This window comes from Sorangiineae bacterium MSr12523 (assembly GCA_037157775.1).
Classification (GTDB): domain Bacteria; phylum Myxococcota_A; class Polyangia; order Polyangiales; family Polyangiaceae; genus Pendulispora; species Pendulispora brunnea.
Genome location: CP089982.1, coordinates 10,601,045 through 10,623,527, shown reverse-complemented (window position 1 = coordinate 10,623,527; position 22,483 = coordinate 10,601,045). Strand labels below are relative to the sequence as shown.

Annotated in this window: 18 protein-coding genes; 13 read left to right on the top strand and 5 right to left on the bottom strand. The window is 63.5% G+C overall.

The features are described from left to right. The first annotated feature begins 79 nt into the window (after positions 1–79). The gene (locus tag LZC95_41800) at positions 80–1,453 is read left to right on the top strand and encodes an MFS transporter (GenBank protein WXA92973.1); all 1,374 of its coding nucleotides are present in this window, start codon (positions 80–82) and stop codon (positions 1,451–1,453) included. Here LZC95_41800 and LZC95_41795 read toward each other — a convergent pair. After that, a complete protein-coding gene (locus LZC95_41795) occupies positions 1,403–2,167 on the bottom strand; it encodes a helix-turn-helix domain-containing protein (GenBank protein WXA92972.1) in 765 nt (254 codons plus the stop codon). The genes LZC95_41800 and LZC95_41795 overlap by 51 nt on opposite strands. Before the next feature lie 33 nt (positions 2,168–2,200). After that, positions 2,201–2,905 (bottom strand): hypothetical protein, encoded by a 705-nt coding sequence (locus LZC95_41790; GenBank protein WXA92971.1) that lies wholly within the window; start codon positions 2,903–2,905, stop codon positions 2,201–2,203. Positions 2,906–3,395: 490 nt separating this feature from the next. Between LZC95_41790 and LZC95_41785 the strand changes: the two genes are divergently transcribed. Further along, positions 3,396–3,671 (top strand): hypothetical protein, encoded by a 276-nt coding sequence (locus tag LZC95_41785; protein WXA92970.1) that lies wholly within the window; start codon positions 3,396–3,398, stop codon positions 3,669–3,671. A gap of 166 nt (positions 3,672–3,837) precedes the next feature. Here the strand turns inward: LZC95_41785 and LZC95_41780 are convergent, their stop codons facing one another. Together LZC95_41780 and LZC95_41775 are read right to left on the bottom strand one after the other, a co-directional pair. After that, positions 3,838–3,978 carry a hypothetical protein gene (locus tag LZC95_41780; protein WXA92969.1) on the bottom strand — a complete coding sequence of 47 codons (141 nt, stop codon included), beginning with the start codon at positions 3,976–3,978 and terminating at the stop codon, positions 3,838–3,840. A gap of 25 nt (positions 3,979–4,003) precedes the next feature. Further along, entirely contained in the window at positions 4,004–5,527 is a 1,524-nt protein-coding gene (locus LZC95_41775; protein ID WXA92968.1) for an FAD-binding oxidoreductase, read from the bottom strand. A gap of 224 nt (positions 5,528–5,751) precedes the next feature. Here LZC95_41775 and LZC95_41770 point away from each other — a divergent pair, with 224 nt between their 5' ends. The 10 genes from LZC95_41770 to LZC95_41725 all read left to right on the top strand — a co-directional run bounded on the left by LZC95_41770 (position 5,752) and on the right by LZC95_41725 (position 20,260). Next, positions 5,752–8,088, top strand: coding sequence for a hypothetical protein (locus LZC95_41770; GenBank protein WXA92967.1), 2,337 nt, complete (start codon positions 5,752–5,754; stop codon positions 8,086–8,088). Next, a complete protein-coding gene (locus LZC95_41765; GenBank protein WXA92966.1) occupies positions 8,085–8,744 on the top strand; it encodes a carboxypeptidase-like regulatory domain-containing protein in 660 nt (219 codons plus the stop codon). The genes LZC95_41770 and LZC95_41765 overlap by 4 nt, the downstream gene beginning before the upstream one ends. Before the next feature lie 85 nt (positions 8,745–8,829). Then, complete coding sequence (locus tag LZC95_41760; GenBank protein WXA92965.1) at positions 8,830–10,155, top strand: amino acid deaminase; 1,326 nt, start codon at positions 8,830–8,832, stop codon at positions 10,153–10,155. Positions 10,156–10,168: 13 nt separating this feature from the next. Further along, on the top strand, positions 10,169–11,755 hold the full coding sequence (locus LZC95_41755; GenBank protein ID WXA92964.1) for a D-aminoacylase: 1,587 nt from the start codon (positions 10,169–10,171) through the stop codon (positions 11,753–11,755). Positions 11,756–11,776: 21 nt separating this feature from the next. Beyond that, positions 11,777–13,168, top strand: coding sequence for a GntP family permease (locus LZC95_41750; GenBank protein ID WXA92963.1), 1,392 nt, complete (start codon positions 11,777–11,779; stop codon positions 13,166–13,168). Positions 13,169–13,267: 99 nt separating this feature from the next. Next, complete coding sequence (locus LZC95_41745) at positions 13,268–14,251, top strand: acetylserotonin O-methyltransferase (GenBank protein ID WXA92962.1); 984 nt, start codon at positions 13,268–13,270, stop codon at positions 14,249–14,251. A 12-nt stretch (positions 14,252–14,263) separates the two neighbouring features. Then, entirely contained in the window at positions 14,264–14,953 is a 690-nt protein-coding gene (locus LZC95_41740) for a hypothetical protein (protein ID WXA92961.1), read from the top strand. 72 nt (positions 14,954–15,025) lie between these two features. Continuing rightward, entirely contained in the window at positions 15,026–15,949 is a 924-nt protein-coding gene (locus tag LZC95_41735; protein ID WXA92960.1) for a hypothetical protein, read from the top strand. Positions 15,950–15,958: 9 nt separating this feature from the next. Next, positions 15,959–18,637, top strand: coding sequence for a protein kinase (locus LZC95_41730; protein ID WXA92959.1), 2,679 nt, complete (start codon positions 15,959–15,961; stop codon positions 18,635–18,637). A gap of 15 nt (positions 18,638–18,652) precedes the next feature. Continuing rightward, complete coding sequence (locus LZC95_41725; GenBank protein WXA92958.1) at positions 18,653–20,260, top strand: FMN-binding glutamate synthase family protein; 1,608 nt, start codon at positions 18,653–18,655, stop codon at positions 20,258–20,260. A gap of 9 nt (positions 20,261–20,269) precedes the next feature. On the opposite strand, the gene LZC95_41720 is transcribed toward LZC95_41725, so the two are convergent. Further along, on the bottom strand, positions 20,270–21,739 hold the full coding sequence (locus tag LZC95_41720; GenBank protein ID WXA92957.1) for a beta-1,3-glucanase family protein: 1,470 nt from the start codon (positions 21,737–21,739) through the stop codon (positions 20,270–20,272). Between the two features lie 299 nt (positions 21,740–22,038). Here LZC95_41720 and LZC95_41715 point away from each other — a divergent pair, with 299 nt between their 5' ends. Further along, on the top strand, positions 22,039–22,479 hold the full coding sequence (locus LZC95_41715) for a hypothetical protein (protein WXA92956.1): 441 nt from the start codon (positions 22,039–22,041) through the stop codon (positions 22,477–22,479). The last annotated feature ends 4 nt before the right edge of the window (positions 22,480–22,483 follow it).

The window sequence follows — 22,483 nt, the reverse complement described above, 5'->3', positions numbered from 1 at the left end:
GATGCTATATCTCTAAAGCCGAGGCCTGGACTCGGTCAAGGGTCCCAGGTATTTACGCAGTGCGCAGAGGAGGCAGACCATGACCGACACCGTACGAGACGCCGTGCGCCATGGTTCGATGAGCCGTTTTCAGCTCGTGGCTGTGGCGATTTGCATTGGCCTCAACATGCTCGACGGATTCGACGTGTTGGTCATGGCCTTTACGTCTTCGTCGGTCGCCACGGAATGGGCTCTGTCCGGCAGGCAGGTGGGCATGCTGCTCAGCGCAGGGCTTTTCGGCATGACCGCAGGCTCGCTCTTTCTCGCACCGTGGGCCGATCGATTCGGGCGGCGCGCGATCGTTCTCGTCTGTCTCGGGCTTTGCATGGTTGGCATGCTGCTCTCGGCGTTTGCCGGCGGACCGGTCGAGCTTGCGGTGTTGCGCGTGATCACCGGCATTGGCATCGGCGGCATGCTCGCGAGCATCAATGTCATTACCGCCGAATACTCCTCGGATCGATGGCGCAATACGGCGGTGAGCCTGCAGGCCACCGGGTATCCCATCGGCGCGACCATTGGCGGAAGCATCGCGGCGGTGCTCATCACGCATTATGGCTGGCGCTCCGTGTTCGTGTTTGGCGCTTTGGCATCCGCGGCGATGGTCCCCATCGTTCTTTGGCGATTGCCTGAGTCACTCGATTTCCTGCTCGACAAGCGCCCGCCCGGCGCGCTCGAAAAGGTGAATGCGCTGCTGCACTCTATGAAGCGCGACGGGGTGCGCGAGCTTCCCGCGCTTGCACCTTCGCCCGCACGAACGGCCATGCCGATGCGGCGGCTCTTCGGCGAAGGCTTGGCGCGCCCGAGTGTGCTCATTGCGCTCTCATTCTTCTTGCAGATGCTCGCCTTCTATTTCGTCCTGAGTTGGACGCCGAAGTTGCTCGTGCACGCGGGCCTATCGAAGCAGCAGGGCATCACCGGTGGCGTGCTGCTCAATCTGGGCGGCATCGTCGGTGGTACCATTTTCGGCTACCTCGCCGCGCGTTTCGGCGTGCAGCGTTTGACGGCGACGGCCATGGTGATCGCTTCGGTGTGCGTCGTTCTTTTCGGCCTGGTAGCGCAGGATCTCTCCACGGCCTTTCCCGTGGCGCTCTTGATTGGCGCATTCATTTTCGCCGCCATGGTGGGACTCTATTCGCTCACCCCGGCGCTCTACCCGCCGTCGATTCGCACCACCGGCATGGGCTGGGCCATCGGCATCGGTCGTCTCGGTGCCATCCTCGCGCCGTCCACTGCGGGGTTTCTCGTGGAGGGCGGCTGGAAGAATTCCGCGCTGTATGCGCTTTATGCCCTGCCGCTGCTCGTGGCGGCGGCGCTGGTGATGGCCATTCGTGCCTCCACGGGCGCTACCGGGGAGAGCGCGACGTCACGGGAGCAAGGCGCGGGCGTCGTCGGCGGCTCGCTTCAACACCGGTAGGAATTTGCGCTTCATCACCTCGATGCTGACGCGGTTCGCCTGAGCGCTCACGTTGATGGCTGCGTGCACCCGTTGATGGCGGTCGACGAGCGGCACCGCGATCGAGCGAAGGCCCTCCTCCAGCTCTTGATCGACCAGGCAATAGCCGCGCTCACGCACCTCGTCCAAAAGGGTGCGAAGCTTCGCCTTGCTCGTAATCGTATGGCGCGTGAGTGCCACGAGCTCCGCGCGCGCAAGCAGCGCATCGCGCTCGGGCACCGGCATGAACGCGAGCAGCACGCGCCCCATGGATGTGGACACGGCGGGCAGCCGCGCGCCCACACCCAAGTCGACGCTCATGATGCGCCGTGTGGAAACGCGTGCAACATACACGATATCGACGCCGTCCAGCACGGAGGCGCTCGATGACTCTTCCAGCGCATCGCTCACCGTGCGCAAAAACGGCGTGACGATCTCGGGAAGGCGCAGCGAGCGCAGGTAGGCGAACCCCAACTCCAGGACGCGTGCGGTCAGTGTGAAGCGCTTGCCGTCGAAGCTTGCATATTCGAGGTCGACGAGGGTGTGCAAAAAACGCCGCGCGGCCGCACGCGTGAGGCCGGCGCGCTCGGCGACCTCGGTCAACGTCATGGAGGCGTGGGCGGCATCGAAGGCTCGAATGACCCGGAATCCCTTGTCGAGAGACTCGACGAAGTCAGCGCTTTTTTTCTCGGTCACGGGGCGGCATGCTCCGATACCGCGCGCGATAGCTCAAGAAAAACTGGTGGACGCGGTGAGGGCGTCCACCGACACCGACAGGGCGCGCAGCACCAGGCCGGCACCGAACCGCATCGAAAGGCCGACGAGCTCGTCGTAGAGTCCTTTGGTGCGAAAGAGCAGGCGATCTTGCCAGTGGCACAGCGTGTCCGTCGGTGCGCGGAGCTCGCGCAGCCGCGCGATGCGCGCGTTGGCATCCACGACGGCGCGGTAGTGACCGTTCAGCGGAGGCTGCACCCAGGTGGGCCCCATTCGTTCGATGTCCGAGACGTGGAGCAGCCCGCGCTGCTCGAGGAGCTTCTCCTGCGTACGAATGGAGTACTCGTTCATGGAGAGGATCTTCGCGCGGCGCCTCCATGCCTCCTGGCGTGACTCCTCCGCGGAGCGCAGGATGAAGCGCCGGTAGCACGGCGGCACGACCAAGATGTGCGTGAGTACGTGGCCCGCCCGAAGCGGGTGCACCATTGGCTCGTCGAGCGCGATGTGCCCCCAACGCTCGTGCCGGGTGTCCGCATCGAGCGCCCGCGCCAGGGCCGCATGGTCGGCGAGGCCGAACACCTCTTCCGAATAGAGCCCGCCCGGGCGCGGAATGCGCGAAGGAAAATCGTACGTATCCGCCGTGGTTACTGCACCGCTGGACAGTGCCAGCGTTTCGGTCGTGGTAAGTGCCCGCCCCCGGTAAATCAGGTCGTTCTGCATGCTGCCTCTATGGTCTACGCCCCGCGGCGGGCCGGGCTTCCCCGGGCGGGCCGACAAAAACGGGGACATCTCGTTTGCGAGGCGGACGTCGGATGACTCCGCGATCATGCAGCGCGTGTGGATATCGAGCGCAAAAGGCCATGACATGGCGATGGTACGCCGTTTGCTCACGCTCGGACCCAGGATGAGACACTTATTCTTTGGCGCTATTTTTTTCCTGCTTGCTTGTGAAACAACCGCCTGCACGTCGAGCGATCAAGATGGCTCGCCAGCGGCGCCTCCGGACAATACGAATGAACAAAAGGGGGATACGTCGCAGCTCGGGTTTTCGGATTGTACGGCAAGCTTTCCCGAGGACGAACGCTGCAAGATGTCCGACGAGCAGTTGCGCGCATGCTTGAATGGCGCCCAAGGAGTGTACGGCACGGCGACGACGAGCTGCGCGGGACGCTGTCCCCCCGGTTCGAGGCCGCGCTGCGGAGGAGAATCGGTGAGCATCACGGGACCGGACGGTTCCCGGACGATTCAAGCGGGTCCCGTCTATTTCGAACCTCTTTCACCAGGTCGCTATCACATGTGTCTGACGAGGGAAATGTCGTCAACCACCGACCCGACCCCCGCGCCCGTCTGTACCGATTTCACCATCGCCCCTGGAGATATCCGTCGAATCGACATTCATGTCAGTTACGGCATTTGGGGAGAGCGCGGTACGCTCCAGGAATATGCGAGCGACGGCTCGCCATTCAACTCTTCAGAAGCGCGGTGACACCCCGGGTCCGTGCGGTCACGGAGTATCTCGCCGAGGCGCTCGGCGCCGGCTAACGCCGTAGATCCGCGGCGAGCAATCGATGAAATCAATGCTCGCCCGCCTCGCGGCGCACGGAGAGGCGGCCCGCGTGGTATGCGCGTGAGGAAAGCCCGCGTTGGACCGATTAGCTGCGACTCCACACGGTGCGGCGCTCCAGCTCGGCGACGCGGGCATCCGTGTACCAGGGCCCGGGAATCGTTGCGGCTTCCGCCAGCGGCGCCGCCTCGTCATAGTCGGCAATGACTTGCTCTAGCGTAGGTTCCATGGGGCACCGAACCAGCAAAGACGACTCATGCTTTATGGATGCTCTGCGGGAAATCGAAGAACTTGTCCGGATCGTACACTCGGGCCACTTGCTGCAGGCGGGCCAGGTTGGGGCCGTAATAGGCCGGCCCCCAATCGGCCATGCGCGGGTCGATGTAATTGACGTATGCGCCAAATCCCGCAATGTCCACCAAGGCCGATTGCACGTGGGCCACGGCTTGCTCGGACTCGGTGCGGTTCTCCGCGGATGCGCCTCGGTAAATCTGTATCGTGGCCAAAGCTTGGCGGTGCGGAAACGCCGTGGCGTGCGAGGGTATGTTGCCAACGGCGCCGCCGAGGCCGTCGATGAGCAGGTTGAGGGTGACCTGATCCCGCATCAAGTCGGCCACCTTTTGCGCGTTCACGCCCCGTGTGACGCGGGACGAGCCCACGAAGGTGGCGCGATCCAATTGCCCTCCGCCCGCGTCGGACTCTCCCCGCAAATGGCATTGCTCGACGGTGAGGTTCCGGCAGCCGGCGAAGTACAGCATGGTATCCATGTAGCCTTTCTCCGTCACGGAGCGGCTCGAGGGCTGGACACCGGCCCGCTGAATCAATGCATCGAGGTGCGGTGTCAAATCCGCCGAATTGCCCACGAAGCAACCCCCGACGAAGATGCCCGCAGGATTGCCCGAGCCGCCGGAGACGACGCAATTGGACCAAAGTTCATTGGGCACGTCCGCATACCACGATTGCCAGGCGCCGAGCACCTCCACGGCGGAGCCCCTGGGGAACGGGAGCTCGAAAACGGTGAGCACCTGAGGCGCCGGCTGCGTGCGAAATGTGAACGAGGTCACGATTCCAAAGTTGCCGCCACCGCCACCGCGCAGTGCCCAATACAGATCTTCATCCGCGCGAGCGCTCACCGTGCGGCGCGAGCCGTCGTCGAGGACGATGTCCGCGGAGAGCAGCGCGTCGCAGGTGAGTCCGTATTTGCGTGTCAGCACACCGAGGCCGCCCCCCAAGGTGATGCCCGAGATACCCACCGTGGAGCAGGAGCCCGAAGGCAAACATCGCCCCGCCGCCGCGAGCGCAGCATATATGTCGATCAATTGCGCGCCGGCACCCACGATGACGGTTTCGGGCGAGTCGATGACCACGTTGGAGAGTCGGCGGAGGTCGACCACCAGGCTGCCCGGCGCCGTGGAATATCCGCCATAACTATGGCCGCCACTGCGCGCCGCCACGCGCACCTCGTTGCGGCGCGCGGCCTCGATGCAGGCCTGCACGTCGGAGGGCGCCACGCATTCGGCCACCGCCGCCGGAAGTTGCGTGTCGAAAAGGGTATTGTATGCGCGCCGCACGGTATCGTACCGCGCGTCACCTGGGAGCACGAGGTCGCCTCGCAATTTCCGGCGGAGCTCGTCCCAATCGGTGGTGCTCCCGTCGAGGGTTCCGCCTGGTTGCGGAGGTTGCTCGTCATCATCGTGGCACGCACCAAACGCGGCTGCGGCGGCGCCAAAGCCCGCAACCTTAAGGAGTGCCCGTCGGCCCAAAGTAGAAGTTTTCACAAGAGCAGTGTAAGCCCTAAAGCTCTCAGGCTGGTCGACAAAGATCGTCATCTTGCTGCGCGTTCTACCGGCAACGCAGTTGGCGGGCCCAAACGAAGTAGACGCCGGGGGCGCACTTGGATCGAGGCCTCGTGGTTTGTCACGAAAACGGCAAAGAGCGGATCACGTACGATTGCGTGACAAACCTTCCCGGTTGAATCCATGTTGCCTCTCAGGAGGGCATCATGCGACAGACCTTCGGGGGCCTGCTGCTGCTTAGTCTCGTCTACGTGGCGGCGGGCGGCTGTTTGACACGTCCCGTCGTTCACATCGATCCGACGGACAATGCAAGTTTTACCAAAAGGGTATTTTCGAGTGCTATCGACAAAATCGATCTGCTGTTCATGATCGACAATTCAGCCTCGATGGGAGACAAACAGGAATACCTACGCGCGGCCATTCCCGATTTGCTGCAACGCCTCGTCACACCGATGTGCATCGACGAAAAGGATCCGAAAAAGGTCGTCGGGCCCTCGAAGAACGATGGTCAGTGTCCCGCCGGATCGAAGGTGGAGTTCCCGCCCGTGCGCGACATGCACATTGGCGTGGTGACGTCGTCGCTCGGAAAGCGCCTCGGCAACAACGACTGTGACCCGGCATCCGATGGGAGCAATGGGCTTTCTCTGCACAAGGACGATGCAGGGCACCTCATCAATCGCGCGGGCCCGTCGCAGGTTCCCATCGAGGGCATGAAGCCGTCGAACTTCCTCGCCTGGTTTCCCAAGGTGGAGCAGAATAAGGACAAATCGGCGGGGCCTGGTGCCGTGCCCGTGGAGAGTGCCAAGACCCTGCAGGAGCAATTTCAAGACGAAGTCGAAGGTATCGGCCAATTGGGTTGCGGTATCGAATCGCAGCTGGAAAGTTGGTACCGCTTCTTGATCCAGCCCGATCCGTACGAGCGCCTCGAGCTCGATGGCGAGAAGAAGGCGACTTGGGTGGGGGTGGACACAACCATTCTCAAGCAGCGTCGTGACTTTTTGAGGCCGGATTCTCTGGTGGCGGTGATCGCGCTGAGCGATGAAAATGACTCGGAGATCGACGTGAGATCCAGCTCCGGGAATGGCTACCAATTCATGGATTCGAATTTTGGGCTCTTTCGAGGTACTGCGACTTGCACCACGAATCCGGACGACCCAAATTGCAAATCGTGCGGGCGCCTGGACCCAGCAGCGCGGGATGCGGATCCGAACTGCCGAAAGGGCCTTTACGTCGAAAGGAACGACTGGGGGCAATTCATCGGCGTCCGGCACGTTCACATGAAGCAGAAGTACGGATTCGATCCACAGTTTCCCATATCTCGTTACGTCAATGGCCTGCGGTCGCCGCGGGTTCCGGACCGGACCGGGGAGTATCCGACGGTCGGAAATTATGTCGGCGATGCGAATTGCCAGAACCCCCTGTTCGCGGCGGTCCTGCCCGATGGCAGCGACGTGACCCCCGCGACGCTGTGCAATTTGCCGCCCGGTCCGCGCACCAAGGAGCTCGTGTTTTACGCACACATTGGCGGGGTGCCCGCGAATCTTCTGCACTACGATCCAAACGATCTGGAAAAGAGCCGCCTCAGCGTCGGTGATTGGACGAAGATTCTGGGCCGTGATCCGGAACACTACGATTATTCAGGCATCGATCCCCACATGATCGAGTCGTACGCCCCTCGGCCCGAGGTGGGGCATCCAGAGACCGAAGAGGGCAATGGTTCCGATCCGGTGCACGGGCGCGAGTGGATCACCAACACGGGAGAGCGAAATCCGCCTGTCGATAGGCAATTTGCGTGCACCTTCGATCGCGTCGATTTGAAGACGGGCTCACCGAGTGCACTCGATTGTACCAAGGCCCCCGATAACCAAATCTGCGATTGTCCGAGCAACCCCAACACGCCGCGTGCCCAGGTGCCACCGGTCTGCGACCCACAGGACGTGACAAAGCAAATCAAGGCAAAGGCCTACCCGACCATTCGCGAATTGCAGTTGGCGCGCCTCATGGAAAATCAGGGCGTCGTCTCTTCGATTTGCCCCATTCACGTGCGCCGGGAAACGGAGGACGATCCGCTCTTCGGCTATCGGCCTGCGGTGGCCACCATCGTCGATCGCTTGAAGGACGCACTGCTGAACCAGTGCCTTCCGCGTCAGCTGCAGATCGACGAGGGTCAGGTGGCGTGCCTGGTTCTCGAGATGTTGCCCAAACCTGGCGATGCGAGCCAATGCGACAATCCGGCCAAAGGCCTCAAGCGGCCCGATCCCAAAGCGGTAAAGTCGTTTTTGGAGGAGGAAATGAAGACCTGGCGTGCAGCCGGCGCCGAGCGGTCCGGGCGTCCCGATCCGAGCACGCTGCCGATTTGCGAGGTGATACAGCTTCCGGCCAACGTCGATTGCAGCAAGGGGGAGGCGAAGGCCGGGTGGTGCTACGTGGAGGGTGGACGCTGCGGGCAAGCGATTCTCTTTTCGAAAGAGGGCAATCCGCCTTCGGGTGCGCTCACGAGCCTGCAGTGCATCGATGCGCGCACCGACGGAGGCGCCCCATGAAGTGGATTGCACTCCTTGCGCTGGTGGCGGGCTGCCACGCGCCTCGTGGGACGGCGCCGGAAACAGGAAGCGTCGAGGGCACGATCTTCGTCTGGGATGACGAAGCGCATACCTCGCAGCATCCGCTCGACGACGCCGTCGTGGCGCTTACCCAGTACACCGGCCCGGTGCCCGAGCCCGGGCCGGCGAAGCGCATCGTCTTCACCGACGATGGCTTCTCCATGCGAACGGTCACCATGACGTACGGCCAGCGGCTCGAGATCGTCAACGCGTCCGACCGTGTTCTCGGTCCCAGCTTCGACCAAGCCCCGATGCCTGCGTTGATGGTCGCGCCTCCACGTGGAAACGGCGATCCCCTATCGCTGCATCCGCCTCACCCCGGATATTTCACCCTGCGCGATCGCATGGGAAACGACGGCGTGCGCCTCGATGTATACGTCTTGCTCCATCCGCTTCACGCGGTGAGCGCAGGCGGCGGGCGTTACCGCATCGATGGCGTTCCCCCGGGGCCGATGACCGTGAACGCGCGCGTCGCAGGCCTCGGTGAAGCGTCCGCGACCGTTCAGGTCGCGTCGGGGACGACGCGCATGGATCTCCATCTGGAATACCGCCCCAAGATCACGCGCGCCCCTGCATCCACACGTGTCATCCCTTGAGCACCTGAGCATCGGGCCACCTTGGTGCGCGCCTCAGGCCCTTTAAGGTCTTGCGGAACCTGACCAGCGTTGTAGGCATTAGCGCGTGAAAATCATCGAGCCGGCAAGCTTGGATCGGGATGCGGTGATGGCTCTTCGCGACGAGCGGATCGACTGGCGCTTCAAAGGCATGCCGTCGAAGCTGTTCGGTACGCGTGTCGCCGACGCGGTAAATGCCGGTCTCGATCTGTTCAGCGACGATTTCGTCGGACCGCTGGTCGTCCTCGACGAGCCTGCGCTGGAGCACAATCTGCGGACCATGGCCACGTGGTGCAAACGTCACGGTCTCGCCCTGGCGCCGCACGGCAAGACCACGATGGCACCGCAATTGTTCGCGCGGCAGCTCGATCATGGAGCGTGGGCCATCACCGCGGCCAATATCAGCCAACTCCGTGTCTACCGCGCATTCGGGGTCAGCCGTGTGCTGATGGCGAATCAATTGGTCGACCCGGCCGCGCTTCGTTGGCTCACCGGCGAGTTGGATCGCGATCCAGCGTTTTCCTTTGCGTGCTTCGTCGATTCGGTCGCGGGCGTCGGCCGCATGACCGATGTTTTGGCAGCGCATCCCTCCGTTCGTGGTCGTCCCATCGACGTCATGGTGGAACTCGGCGGCGCGGGCGGTCGCACCGGTGCACGCGGTCTTTCGGCGGCGATCGAGGTGGCCGAGGCCGTGATGGCCAGCCCTGCGCTTCGTCTCGTGGGGGTGGCCGGCTACGAGACTGCGCTCGTGCGGGGGGCGAGCCCCGAGGATCTCGCCACCGTGGATGCGTATCTATCGGACATCCGCGAGCTCGTGCTGCGCCTCGCCGAGGGCGGTCACTTCGTCGACTTGGGAACGGAGCCCATTCGCGTGACCGCCGGCGGCAGCGCGTATTTCGATCAAGTGGCGGCCGCGTTTACCCAAACGTGGCCCGCGGGGCTGCACGTGCTCGGTATTCTGCGCAGCGGTTGCTATTTGACCCACGACGACGGTCTATACCGCCGCCTTTCTCCTTTTGGTCGCGAGCACCGCATGGAGGGCGGCACGCCCTTCCGGCCTGCGATCCATGCTTGGGCCCAAATCAGCTCGCACCCCGAGCCAGCTCTGGCGCTCCTCACGATGGGTCGGCGGGACGTGCCCTTCGATCAGGATTTGCCCGAGCCGCAGTTTCGCCGCCGAAATGGCGGGGTGACGGTGCCGCTCATTCAATCGCGGATCACCGCATTGAACGATCAGCACGCGTTTCTCGCGGTGGGCGACGAAGATCGGGTCGAGGTGGGAGAATGGGTGCGCTTTGGGTTGTCGCACCCCTGTACGACCTTCGACAAGTGGCCGCTCATTCCCGTGGTGAATGGAACGCGTGTCGTCGATCTGGTGCGCACGTTCTTCTGATAGTGAATCACCCATGGATATCGTCTTCCGTGGGGTGCGGGTGGCCGACGGTAGCGGAGCACCCTCGTTTCACGCCGACGTAGGTCTTTCCAACGGTCGCATTGCGGCCATCGATCGCGATCGGCCTCTCACCGGCCGCCGCATCATCGATGCTTCGGATTTGGTCTTGGCGCCTGGATTCATCGATATGCACTCGCATTCGGATCTTCAGGTGCTCGCCAAACCCGATCACCTCGCGAAGATCTCCCAGGGGGTCACGTGCGAGGTCATCGGCCAGGACGGCCTGTCCTATGCGCCGGTGAACGATGCGGTGCTCGAGACCTTGCGCGCGCAGCTCGCGGGGTGGAACGACGATCCTCCAGGTTTTTCCTGGGATTGGCGCAGCGTGGGCGAATATTTGGATCGCCTCGATCGGGGCATCGCGGTGAATGCGGTGTACCTCGTGCCGCAAGGCACGGTGCGCATGCTCTGCCTCGGGTGGGAAGACCGCCCGGCCACCGCCTCCGAGCTCGATGCGATGCGCACCATGATCGACGAGGGCATGGCCCAGGGGGCCGCCGGCCTCTCGTCCGGATTGACGTACACACCCGGCATGTACGCCGGCACCGACGAACTGGTCGCATTGTGTGAAGTCGTCGCGCGCCGGCGCGGCTTTTACAGCCCGCACCATCGCAGCTACGGCAAAGGCGCCGTCGAGGCTTATGCCGAAATGGTCGACGTGTCTCGCCGCTCCGGCTGTGCGCTGCACCTTGCACACGCGACCATGAATTTCCCAGTGAACGCCGGCCGCGCGGAGGAGCTATTGCACCTTTTGGATCGCGCGATGGCCGACGGCGTGGACATCACGTTGGATACGTATCCGTACCTCGCCGGGGCGACGTACCTCTCCGCGCTGCTTCCGAGTTGGGTCACCGAGGGCGGTCTCGATGCGGCGATTGCGCGCCTTTCGGATGCGGACACGCGCGAGAAAATCCGGCGCGAGCTGGAGGAAAGCGGATCGGACGGCTGCCACGGTGTTCCGGTGGACTGGCGGTCCATCGAAATAAACGGCGTGCGGCACGCGCGCAACGCGCACCTGGTTGGCCATAGCGTGGCGGAGGCGGCATCCCGTGCGCAGAAGCAGCCGGCGGAATTGTACTTCGACGTTCTGCGCGACGAGCGACTCGGGACATCGTGTTTGATGCACGTGGGTCACGAGGACAACGTGCAGGCCATCATGCGCCACCCAGCGCACACGGGCGGCAGCGACGGCCTTTTGGTCGGCAATCGTCCGCACCCGCGCGCCTGGGGAACATTTCCGCGCTACCTCGGCCACTACGTCCGCGAGCTCGGCGTGCTCGGATTGGAAGAGTGCATCGCGCACCTCACCGGCCGCGCGGCCCGTCGATTGGGATTCAGTGACCGCGGGTTGGTTCGCGAAGGCTACGCGGCCGATCTCGTCCTGTTTCACCCCGACCAGGTGGCCGACACATCGACCTACGATGATCCCCGCCAACGCGCGGCGGGGATCCCCTACGTCTTCGTCAATGGCGTGGCCGTGATCGACGATGGACGTCCCACCGGTGCATTGCCGGGCCATTCTCTCCGCCACATTTCGTAAATTCTCAGTTAGTAAAAGACCATGGATCGATTGCACTGGCTGCAACACGAGACCGGTGGCCTGCTCACGCTGTCCGCGGTCGGCATTGGCGTTTTGCTCCTGTTGATCATTCGATTCAAGGTCGAGCCCTTCATCGCGCTGCTCATTGCAGGGCTTTTGGTGGCGCTGGGCGCGGGCCTTCCCGTGGAGCAAATCGTGGGCTCCGCGCAAAAGAGCTCGGGGTCTCTGATCGAGGCGGGGTTTGGCAACATCCTCGGCCACGTGGCCTTGATCATCGGGCTCGGCACCCTTCTGGGCGGTATTTTGGAGGCCTCGGGCGGTGCGGAGGTGCTCACGGCCAAATTGCTGGCCCTCTTTGGCAAAGAACGCGCGCCGCTCGCGATGGGATTGTCCGGTTTGATCTTCGGTATTCCCGTCTTCTTCGACATTGGCATCTTCGTGCTCGCCCCGCTCGTGTACGTGGCTGCGCATCGCGGCGGTCGATCCATCGTGCTCTACTCGATGCCGCTCCTCGCCGGGTTGTCCATCACGCACGCGTTTCTCCCGCCGCATCCCGGGCCCGTCGCACTGGCCGGCCTTCTGCACGTCGAGCTGGGGTGGCTCATCGTGATGGGGCTTCTCTGCGGCCTTCCCGCCTGGCTGGTGGCGGGTGTTTTCTATTCGTCTTGGATCGGCAAGCGCATCGACTTGCCCGTGCCCGAGGAGATGCTCGCGGCCGCGCAAAAGGCAGAAACCAAGGCGCGGCCTCCATCGCTCGGGTTGGTGGCGGCCATCGTGGCCATTCCTCTGGGGCTCATTCTGTGCGGTACGTTCGGCAGCATTCTTCTGACGGGTACGCTGCGCAGCGTGGTCACGTTCTTCGGAACGCCGGCCGTGGCCCTGACCATTGCCATTCTGATGGCCTTTTGGCTCCTCGGCTTTCGCCGTGGCATGAGCAAGGACGATTTGGCGCACCTTGCCAGCACGTCCTTGAAGCCCGTGGGAATGATCATCCTCGTCGTCGGAGGTGGCGGCTTCTTTGGCGCGGTTCTGTCCGCGACCGGCGTCGGGAAAGCGCTAGCGAGCACCCTCGCCTCCGCTGGCCTTCCCATCATCGCGCTGGTGTACGTCATCAGTTGTGGTTTGCGCATCGCCCAGGGCTCCGCCACCGTGGCCATCGTGACAACGGGCGGCATCATCGCGCCGCTTTTGCCGGATCTTCACTATTCGCAACCGCGACTTGCGTTGATTGCCATGGCCATCGCTTCTGGTTCGATCATCGCATCCCACGTCAACGATGGAGGATTCTGGATTATCTCGCGCTACTTCGGAATACCGGTCAAAGAGACCCTTGCCACGTGGACCGTGCTCGAGACGATTCTCTCCGTTGTCGGTTTTGCCATGGCTGCGCTGTTGAGTTTATTATTTCAATGATCGACGTCATTCGACTTCATGGACGGTAGGGCGGTATCGTAATCTTTGTGCATGGAAGAAAGCGCTCGTCGCAATGTGCCGCCGCCTGCGGTGGCTCTCATGCAATTGATTACGGGAAAATGGGTTAGCCAAGCGATATCCGTCGCCGCCGAGCTCGGTGTTGCGGATCATTTGAAAGAAGGTGCGCGCTCCACGGCCGATTTGGCTGCCGCGGTGGGCGCGAACGAAGACGCGTTGTACCGGGTGCTTCGCGCGCTCACCAACGTCGGCCTTTTCCACGAGGGTGATGGGCGCACGTTCCAGCTCACGGAGCTCGGCCAATATTTGCGCCGCGACGTGCACGGTAATTTGAATGGGTATGCGCGCTTCCTCGGTGAAGAGCACATGTGGCGTGCCTGGGGCGATTTGATTCATAGCGTTCGCACGGGCGAGCCCGCATTCGATCACACCTACGGGCAGCCCATATTCGAGTTCGTTGGCACGTGTCCTCCGTTGGCCGCGGTGTTCAACGATGCCATGACGTCGATCAGTGCAGGCGCCGCGCAGGCGGTGGTCTCGGCGTACGATTTCCGCGACGTTCGCAAGTTGGTCGACGTCGGCGGAGGCCATGGATACCTGGTTGCGACGATTTTGAAGGCCCACGCGCAGGTGACCGCCACCGTGTTCGACTTGCCCCACGCGGCCGAGGGGGCGAGGCAGCTCCTGCAGGCCGAGAAACTCACGCAACGCACGGTCGTGGCCAGTGGCGACTTTTTCGAATCGGTCCCCGAAGGCGGCGACACGTACATCATGAAGCACATCATCCACGATTGGGACGATGTGCGATGCAACATGATTTTGCGCAACTGCCGCCGCGCCGTCGTGCCGGGGGGCAAGGTGCTCGTGGTCGACCAAGTCGTTCCGGCACCCAACGAGGCGAACTTCAGCAAGCTGATGGACTTGGAGATGCTCGCGCTCACCGGCGGCGGCCGCGAGCGAACGGCGGACGAGTTTCGCAAGCTCTTCGCCGGGGCGGGTTTCGAGCTGACCCGGATCGTTCCCACGGAAGCGTACATCTCGGTGATCGAAGGCCGGGCAGTGTAAGATTCGCCCGCGATGGGCAGCCTCGAGGACGATCTCCAGTTGGCATTGGCATGCCTCCGTGGAGATCGTTCTGCGCTGGCGACCTTCGAGCGCGAGCACCTGCGTGAGATTGGCGCCTTCGTGGCGCACATCGATCGCGCGCCGGCGTTTGCCGACGAGGTTCGGCAGGCGTTGCGCGCGTCGCTTCTCGTGGCAGGCCAAGATGGCCGCGAGCCCGGCCTTGCCGGCTACGGCGGCCGGGGCACGCTCGGTGGCTTCGTTCGCGTTGCGGCGGTGCGCACGGCGTTGAATCTGAAACGGCATGCCCGGCGTGCCTCCGCGCGTGACGAGGCGGCAGGGGCGGAGGGATTCGGCGCGGCGAGCGCAAGCCCCGAGCTGGTCTACGCACGCGAGCAATACCGCGAGGCCTTCGGCGAGGCATTGCACGGCGCCGTCGCCGAATTGTCGGCGCGCGATCGCACGCTTCTGCGCCTGTACCACGCCGAGGGGGTCGCGCTCGAGGCGCTGGCCGCGCTTTACCGCGTTCACCTTTCCACGGTGTCGCGCTGGCTGGCCTGCGCGCGCGAGCAGTTGTCCGAGGCGACCTTGCATCGCCTGCGCGAGCGTCTGCGGGTGGGACCGAGCGATGCCGAGAGCATCGCCGCGCTGCTCATGAGCCAACTCGACGTCAGCCTGGTCCGCATTTTCCGCGAGGCCGGGTAGTCGCGTTTTTTTTTTTTAGGAAGTGTGCAAACGGCCGTGCCGGCGGTGTCAGGGCTGCAGGAGGCCTTTGCCATGCACCTCGTTCGAATGCTTTTCCTCGCGGCATCCCTTACCGTGGCCTGCGATGACCCGCGCACCGGGATCACGCTGCCCGGCGCCAAGTTTCACCCGGAGGGCGTCGCCGTGGCGCCGGACGGTACATTCTATATCGGGAGCATCCGCGATGGATCCATTGCGCGGGCGCGCCCCAATGCTGCCGTGGCCGAGACATTCGTGCCCGGCCGGGAAAACTTTTATGTCATTGGCGTTGCGGTGGACGCGCGGCACGACACGCTATGGGCCTGCGTCGACGATGACAATCTGTTGCCCAAGCAAGTGGCCTACCTTCACGGCTACAATCTGCGCACCGGCGCCCTGACCGGGCAATACGAGCTTCCCGGCATCGATGGCTTTTGCAACGATCTGATCGTGGACGATCGCGGGAACGTGTACGCGACGGACGCGGCGGCGAACACCATCGTGCGGCTACCGCGGGGCGGAACGAAGTTGGAAACATGGTCGAGTGATCCGCTGTTCCAGCCCGGGCCGGGGCCCATCACCGTCAATGGAATCGTGTTCGATCGACGTCGCCGGCAGCTCCTCGTGGTCAAATCCGATTCGGGCGATCTTTTGTCCGTGCCCATTTGGCGCGATGGAAGCGCCGGGCTGGCGAAGGTCATTCCCGTGGATCCGCCCTTGGATTTCCCCGACGGGATCGAAATCGTGGACGACGAAACGCTCCTCGTCGAAGAACACCGGGCGGGCAACGTCGTGCTGGTGAAGCTGGACGGCGGGCGCGGGACGAAACGCGTCATTGCGAGCGGGTTGGCGCAGCCGACGACGGCAGCCCTTTACCGAGGGAGCGCCTGGGTGGCCATCAGCCAATTGGCCGCGGCCGACGGCCAGGGAACACCGACGTTGCCCTTTCGCGTGGAGCGGATTGCGATTCCTGAATAACATGGGCCGATGCATGCGTGCCTGTCCGACGAACTCGTGTTGGCCTTCGTCGAAGATCGGCTGCGTGCGCCCGAGCGCGCCGACCTCGAGGCGCATCTGAGTGGCTGCGACGAGTGCTGTGCGCTCGTCGCAAGTCTCGCAAAAACGTGGTTCGTCGAGAAGGAGCCGGCGCGTTATGCCGCCGGCCGACGCGTGGGGCCGTACACCATCGTGGCCTTTGCCGGCCGCGGTGGAATGGGCGAGGTGTACCGTGCGCGCGATCCTCGCCTCGGGCGCGACGTGGCCATCAAAGTGCTGCCCGCGCGGTTCGCCGGCGATTCGGAACGGCTCGCCCGCGTCCAAGTCGAGGCACGTGCCACCGGTAAAATCGCGCATCCGCACGCGGTGACGGTGTTCGACGTGGGGACGCACGACGGGGTTCCCTATTTGGTGACGGAATGGCTCACGGGGATGACCCTTGGCGAACGGCTCGCGCGCGGAAAGCTCGCCATGCCGGAGGTGTGCCGCTTGGGGGCGCAGCTTGCGCGCGCGCTCGGGGCGGCGCACGACAATGGGGTCATCCATCGCGATCTCAAACCGGACAACGTGTTTCTCTGCGAGGGTGGAAGCTGCAAGGTTCTCGATTTTGGGGTGGCGCGGCTGGTGGCCTCGTTCGAAGAGTTCCAACCCGGCCTTGCCACGGAGCCGGGGGTGCTCGTGGGGACGGTGGGCTATATGTCGCCCGAGCAAATTCGCAGCGAGGAGGTCGACGCGCGGACGGACCTTTTCGCGCTGGGCGCGGTGCTCTACGAGATGGCCACGGGTCGAAAGCCCTTTGGTGCCGGCAGCCCGGTGGAGCGCATGACCGCCACCTTGCGCGACGAGCCGCCACCGTGCGAGGGCGAACTCGGGGCCATCGTGGCGCGCTGTTTGGCCAAGTCGCCGGCCAATCGCTATCAATCCGCGCACGATCTCGCCTTTCAATTGGAGGCACTCGCAAAAGCGCCCGCGCTCGCGCGCCCCGAGCCTCCGCGATCGCGCCGCTCGCTGGCTGCGCTGGCGGCCGTTGCGCTGGCGGGGATGGCCCTCGCGTTCTTCGTGGGGCGTCACACCGTTGCGCATGAATCGACGGAGCGGCCGACGTACCGGCCGCTCACGTTCGCGCGCGGGAACGTCCTTTCGGCGCGCTACTCGCACGACGGGCACACGGTCGTGTACAGCGCTTCGTGGGACGGTGGTCCCGCGCAGCTTTACACCATGCGCACCGAGCTGCCCGGCGCCAAACCGCTCGGCCTGAACGCCGACGTGCGTGGCATTTCAGCGCAAGGCGAGCTGGCCATGTTGCTCAATCCGCAGTTCTTCGAAATGGGGACGCCGAGCGGCACCTTGGCGCGCCTGCGACTCGGCGGCGGCGCGCCTCGCGAGGTGCTGGAGCGCGTTTTCGAGGCGGATTGGAGTCCGAATGGTGCCGAGCTCGCGGCGGTCAGCAAAACGGAAACGCGGTATCGGATCGAATACCCCATTGGGAACGTACGCTACGAGGGCGAGGCGTGGCCAAGCCATTTGCGCGTGTCGCCCCGCGGCGACAAATTGGCATTCCTGTTTCACCGCGATCCAAAAGACGATATGGGCGCGGTGGCTCTTTTGGAGGGAAATGGTCCGATGCGCGAGCTTTCCGGAGGCTGGGGCAGCATCCGCGGCCTTGCATGGGCACCAGGCGGCAAAGAAATATGGTTTACCGCTGCGCGCACCGGAGCCGACTACGGGCTTTACGCCATCGATGAAGCGGGCGGCGAGCCGCGCCTCGTGGACCGCATGGCGGGAAGCATTCTCTTGCACGATATTTCGGCCGACGGAAAAGCGCTGGTCGATCACCGCGAGCACCGCACCGCGCTCTATGTCGGCAATGCCCAGGGCGAACAGGATCTCACGTCGACCTCCGGCGCCTACCTGACGGGCCTCTCCGCCGACGGCCGTTCGATGGTCTACTCCGACGAAGACGCCAGCGAAGGGCCCGATTACGGCGCCTATCTGCGAACGACCGACGGCGCGCCACCGGTCCGACTTGGAAATGGGATGCCTTTCGCGCTTTCACCGGATGGCCGCTGGGTGATCGTTGCCCTTCACGGCATGCCGATGACATTGTCCCTCGTTCCCACGGGGCCGGGCGGGGCGCGCAAGCTTTCGCTCGGTCCCGTTGCGACGGTGTTCGAGGTTCGCTTCTTTCCCGATGGCCGGCGCATTCTCTTTCGCGGCATCGAGGGGACGGGCCACCTTCCGCGCGTTTGGATTCACGATCTCGACGAGGCCGGTCCGCGGCCGCTCACCCCCGAGGGCGTCGCCCCGTTGCCCGCGATTTCGCCAAAGGGCGATCGCTTTGCCGGGGTGGGGCCCGACGGGGTGCTGCGCCTTTATGGCGTGCAAGGCGAGAGTCTGGGGGAGGTGCCGGGCCACTTTGCCGATCACCTCGCTGCGGGATTTACCGAGGACGGAACGGGGATTTACCTGCGAACGCGATCGCTCCCCGTCCGAATTCGCCGCGTGGCGCTCCCGTCCGGGACTGTGACGGAGCACATGTCACTTCCGCCCGGTGGCCTTCGGCCGGGGTTGTCGTCCATCATGACACTCTTTCTCAGCGCCGACGGTCGCTCCTATGCCTATTGCACCAGCGAGACGCTTTCGCGCCTCTACATCGTGGAGGGACTGTGATGTATCTTCGTCAGGGTGAAGGTATCCCCGCGTAACCTGTTCTTTCTCGTATCCTCGTGGGCATTCGCGCTGACATTGGCGCTCTCGTGGTACGTCCAATGGTTCATCGTGTTTCTCGTCCCCGTGGGCGCCATTTTTCTATTGGGCCTCTACGACTTGGTGCAGAGCAAGCACTCCATCCGGCGCAACTTCCCGGTGGTTGGGCACTTTCGCTATTTGTTCGAGTCGATCCGGCCGGAGCTTCAGCAGTATTTCGTGGAGTCCAACTCCTCGGGGCGACCCTTCAGTCGGGATCTGCGCTCGCTCGTCTACCAGCGCGCGAAAAACGTGACCGACACCGTGCCCTTTGGAACGGAGAAAGACGTCTATTCGCTTGGCTACGAATGGATCAATCATTCGCTCATGGCCAAGCAACCCGCGGAGGAGCCTCCGCGGGTTCGCGTGGGCGGGCCCGACTGCACGCAGCCATACGACGCCGCGGTGCTCAACGTGTCGGCCATGAGCTATGGCTCGCTCAGCACCAACGCCGTTCGCGCTTTGAATCGCGGGGCCAAAGCGGGCGGGTTTGCGCACAACACCGGCGAGGGCGGTCTCACGCCGCACCATTTGGCCGAGGGCGCCGACATCATTTGGCAGATTGGCACGGGTTATTTCGGTTGCCGCGACGCCAACGGCAACTTCGATGCGAGCCGATTCGAGGAGAAGGCCTCTCTCGATGTCGTGAAGATGATTGAAATCAAGTTGAGCCAAGGCGCCAAGCCGGGTCACGGAGGCATTCTCCCGGCGGCCAAGCTCACACGCGAGATCGCCGAGATCCGCGGGCTGCCCATGGGCCACGACGTGATTTCACCGCCGACGCATTCGAGCTTTGGCACGCCGCTGGAGATGTGCGAATTCATCGCCAAGCTGCGCACGCTGGCCAAGGGCAAGCCCATTGGTTTCAAGCTTTGCGTGGGCAAGCGCCGCGAATTTTTGGCCATCTGCAAGGCCATGCTGGAAACGGGCATCACGCCGGACTTCATCACGGTCGACGGTGGCGAGGGCGGCACGGGCGCGGCGCCGCTCGAGTTCTCCAACGTGGTGGGCACACCCCTGGTCGAGGGGCTGGTGTTCGTGCACAACGCGCTGAACGGCGTAGGTTTGCGCGACCGCATCCGCATCATCGCCAGCGGTCGCATCGTGACGGGCTTCGATATCGCGCACAAAATCGCCATTGGCGCGGACCTGTGCAATTCGGCCCGCGCGATGATGTTCGCCCTCGGGTGCATTCAGGCGCAACAGTGCAACGCGAATACGTGCCCCGCGGGGGTGGCGACGCAAGATCCGGATTTGGTCCGTGGCCTGGTCGTGGGCGACAAGGCCGTCCGCGTGACGAATTTCCAACGCAACACCGTGCGCGCGTTCACGGAAATCCTCGGCGCCGCCGGCCTGTCGCACCCTTCCGAGTTGCGCCCGTGGCATATCCTTCGCCGCATCAGCCCGACCGAATCGAAGCACTACGGCGAAATGTACGAGTACCTCGCGCCCCGGGCGCTCCTCGCCACCGAATTGCCAAAGTCCTACGCCCGCCCGTGGCGTGCCGCCCAAGCTGCGAGCTTCGAGTCCGCGGTGCGGGACGCGTAGGATCCGCCGTCACCAGCCGACGGCGACGAGGAGGTATTGCGGATTGTCATGTGAGATGAACGTCGAATAGCCACCCACGTCGTCGTAGGGAAAGCCGTAAGCTTTGCCGCCGATGGAGTGGTCGTGCCAGAACTTGGCATAGTAGTTCGCCGGTGCGGCCGTGTAGAAGGTCGAGGCGTTGGCCCACAGTTGCTGGTTGAGCAGCTTGCCTGCGGAGTTGAACGTGCCCGGGGCCGCACCGACGTGGCGATAAATGGCCGCCGAGAGATCGGGGTAGGCACCGAGGCCGTCGCCATTGGGGCCGGGCTTCGGGATGGTGATACCGTTCGCCGACCAGATCTGATTTACGTAGCTGTCGTAATAATGCTGATACGGCCCACCGGCATTGAAGCCGCCCGCGCCCGGCTCCACGATGCGATATGGTGCGTTGGGAGCTTGGGCGAGTCCTTTGAACTCGGCCGGTACGGAGTCCACGAATTTCTGGAAGGTGACCGCACGGTCTTCGGCGAAGGTCGCATAATCCTCACCGACGGTGAGCTCGGATCCATCGTGGGAGCGCAGCAACATGGCGATCTTCAGGCCGAATGCATCCACCCGCGTGGTGTTGCCATTGTATTGGTGCGGACCAATGGTGTGCTCGATGAAATCGAAATACCGGCTTTTCGTCGGATCCGACGCGCAGGCCGTGTCGCCGGTCAGGCAAACGTAGAAATAGAGCCGGCCCGCGGAGTTTGCCGGCATGTCGTACAACGGTCTTTCCGCAAAGGAGTGCGTCTCGTTGATCGAGCCCGATTTGAAGCTCCAATAGAGCTCGGTATCTTTGCGCACGCCGTTGGTGCGATTGAGGAATTTGAACATCATGACATTCTGTGCGGGCGGTATTCCGCTCGCGTCCCAGAATGTACCGGGCGGGTTGGTGCCGCTGTCGGGGATGCCGCCATCGGTTGCGCCACCGGCGGCGAAGATTTGCAGCTCCCAAAGTGAATATCCCCATTGGGTGGCACGCTGGCTTCCGAGGACGCGCACGTAACGGCCACTCCCGTTGACCGTGAGGTCTTCCGTGCCGCCGGGGCTATTGGTGGTGCTGTAAATGTTCGACCACGCGTTACCATCGTTGGATACTTGGATTTGGTACGCCTTGCCGTACGCCGTCTCCCAGTTGAGTCGAACTCCGCAAATGGTTTGGACGGATCCCAAATCGACTCGGATCCATTGGGGATCGCCGAATGCGCTCGACCAACGGGTGCCTGTATTTCCGTCCGTCGCCGCACTTGCGGGAAAAGCGCCGCTTTCGACGGAGGAGGCCGCGGTGGGGCGATTCAATGCCACGTTGGTCGTGCCGCAGGCGGCGGCCAACGATTGATCGATTGGATTGAATTTATCCTTGGATGAAGGGGCAGATTGCTCATCCGCCGAGCATTGGAAGGTGGAGACGGCGACAACGATGGTTGCGCCGTGGACCAGGGATCGCTTGGACATGCGACGGCTCCTTTGAGCTTCGAGTGAGGGCGACTCCGCGAGACCTTCAGCAATCCGGCGAGCGCACGCCCGCGATTGCGGAGGCATAAATGATGGCCGTCATCAATCTTGTCAAACGGAAACTTCGTGCCGCATCGTGTCAGCGCGCCTGGGGCTCGTGCGAGCCGCATGGTCGCTTTTGACCGAGCCGCTACGCGAAAGGTCAACGGCAACCGTCTTTTCGAGACGCGGTTGTCGTGACGTCGCGAGTTTGGCGGGCGTGGACGGGGCGGGGGCGCTCGCGTATAGGACGGCAAATCATGGGAACCAAGATGATGCAGGGACGCATGGCCGGTATTTCGATGGCGTTGGTCTCGTTCCTCGGGGGATGTGGAGTGGCCGTGAGTTACGTGCCGTTGAATCCACCGCCACGCGAGATGCACGCGCGTCTGCCGGCCGACGTGGAGTTCTTCGACGGCAAGGAGCCGAGCCAACCCTACGTCGAGGTGGGGACCATCGATGCGCGGCGACGTCAGAGCAACGGTGCCAGCAAAGAGGAGCTCTTCGCGGAGATTCGCCAGATGGCCGCCAGCCATGGTTGCGATGGCGTGAAGGTCATTGGAAACCTGCCCATCGGCCGCCTCGGATATCGAGCTGCATGCATCGTCTATCGACCGAGCGCGGTTGCCACGACGAATGCCGACGAAGCAAAAGCGGCTGCTCCCGCGGCTCCGGTGACAACGCTGCCGAAAGCGGAATAGCGCG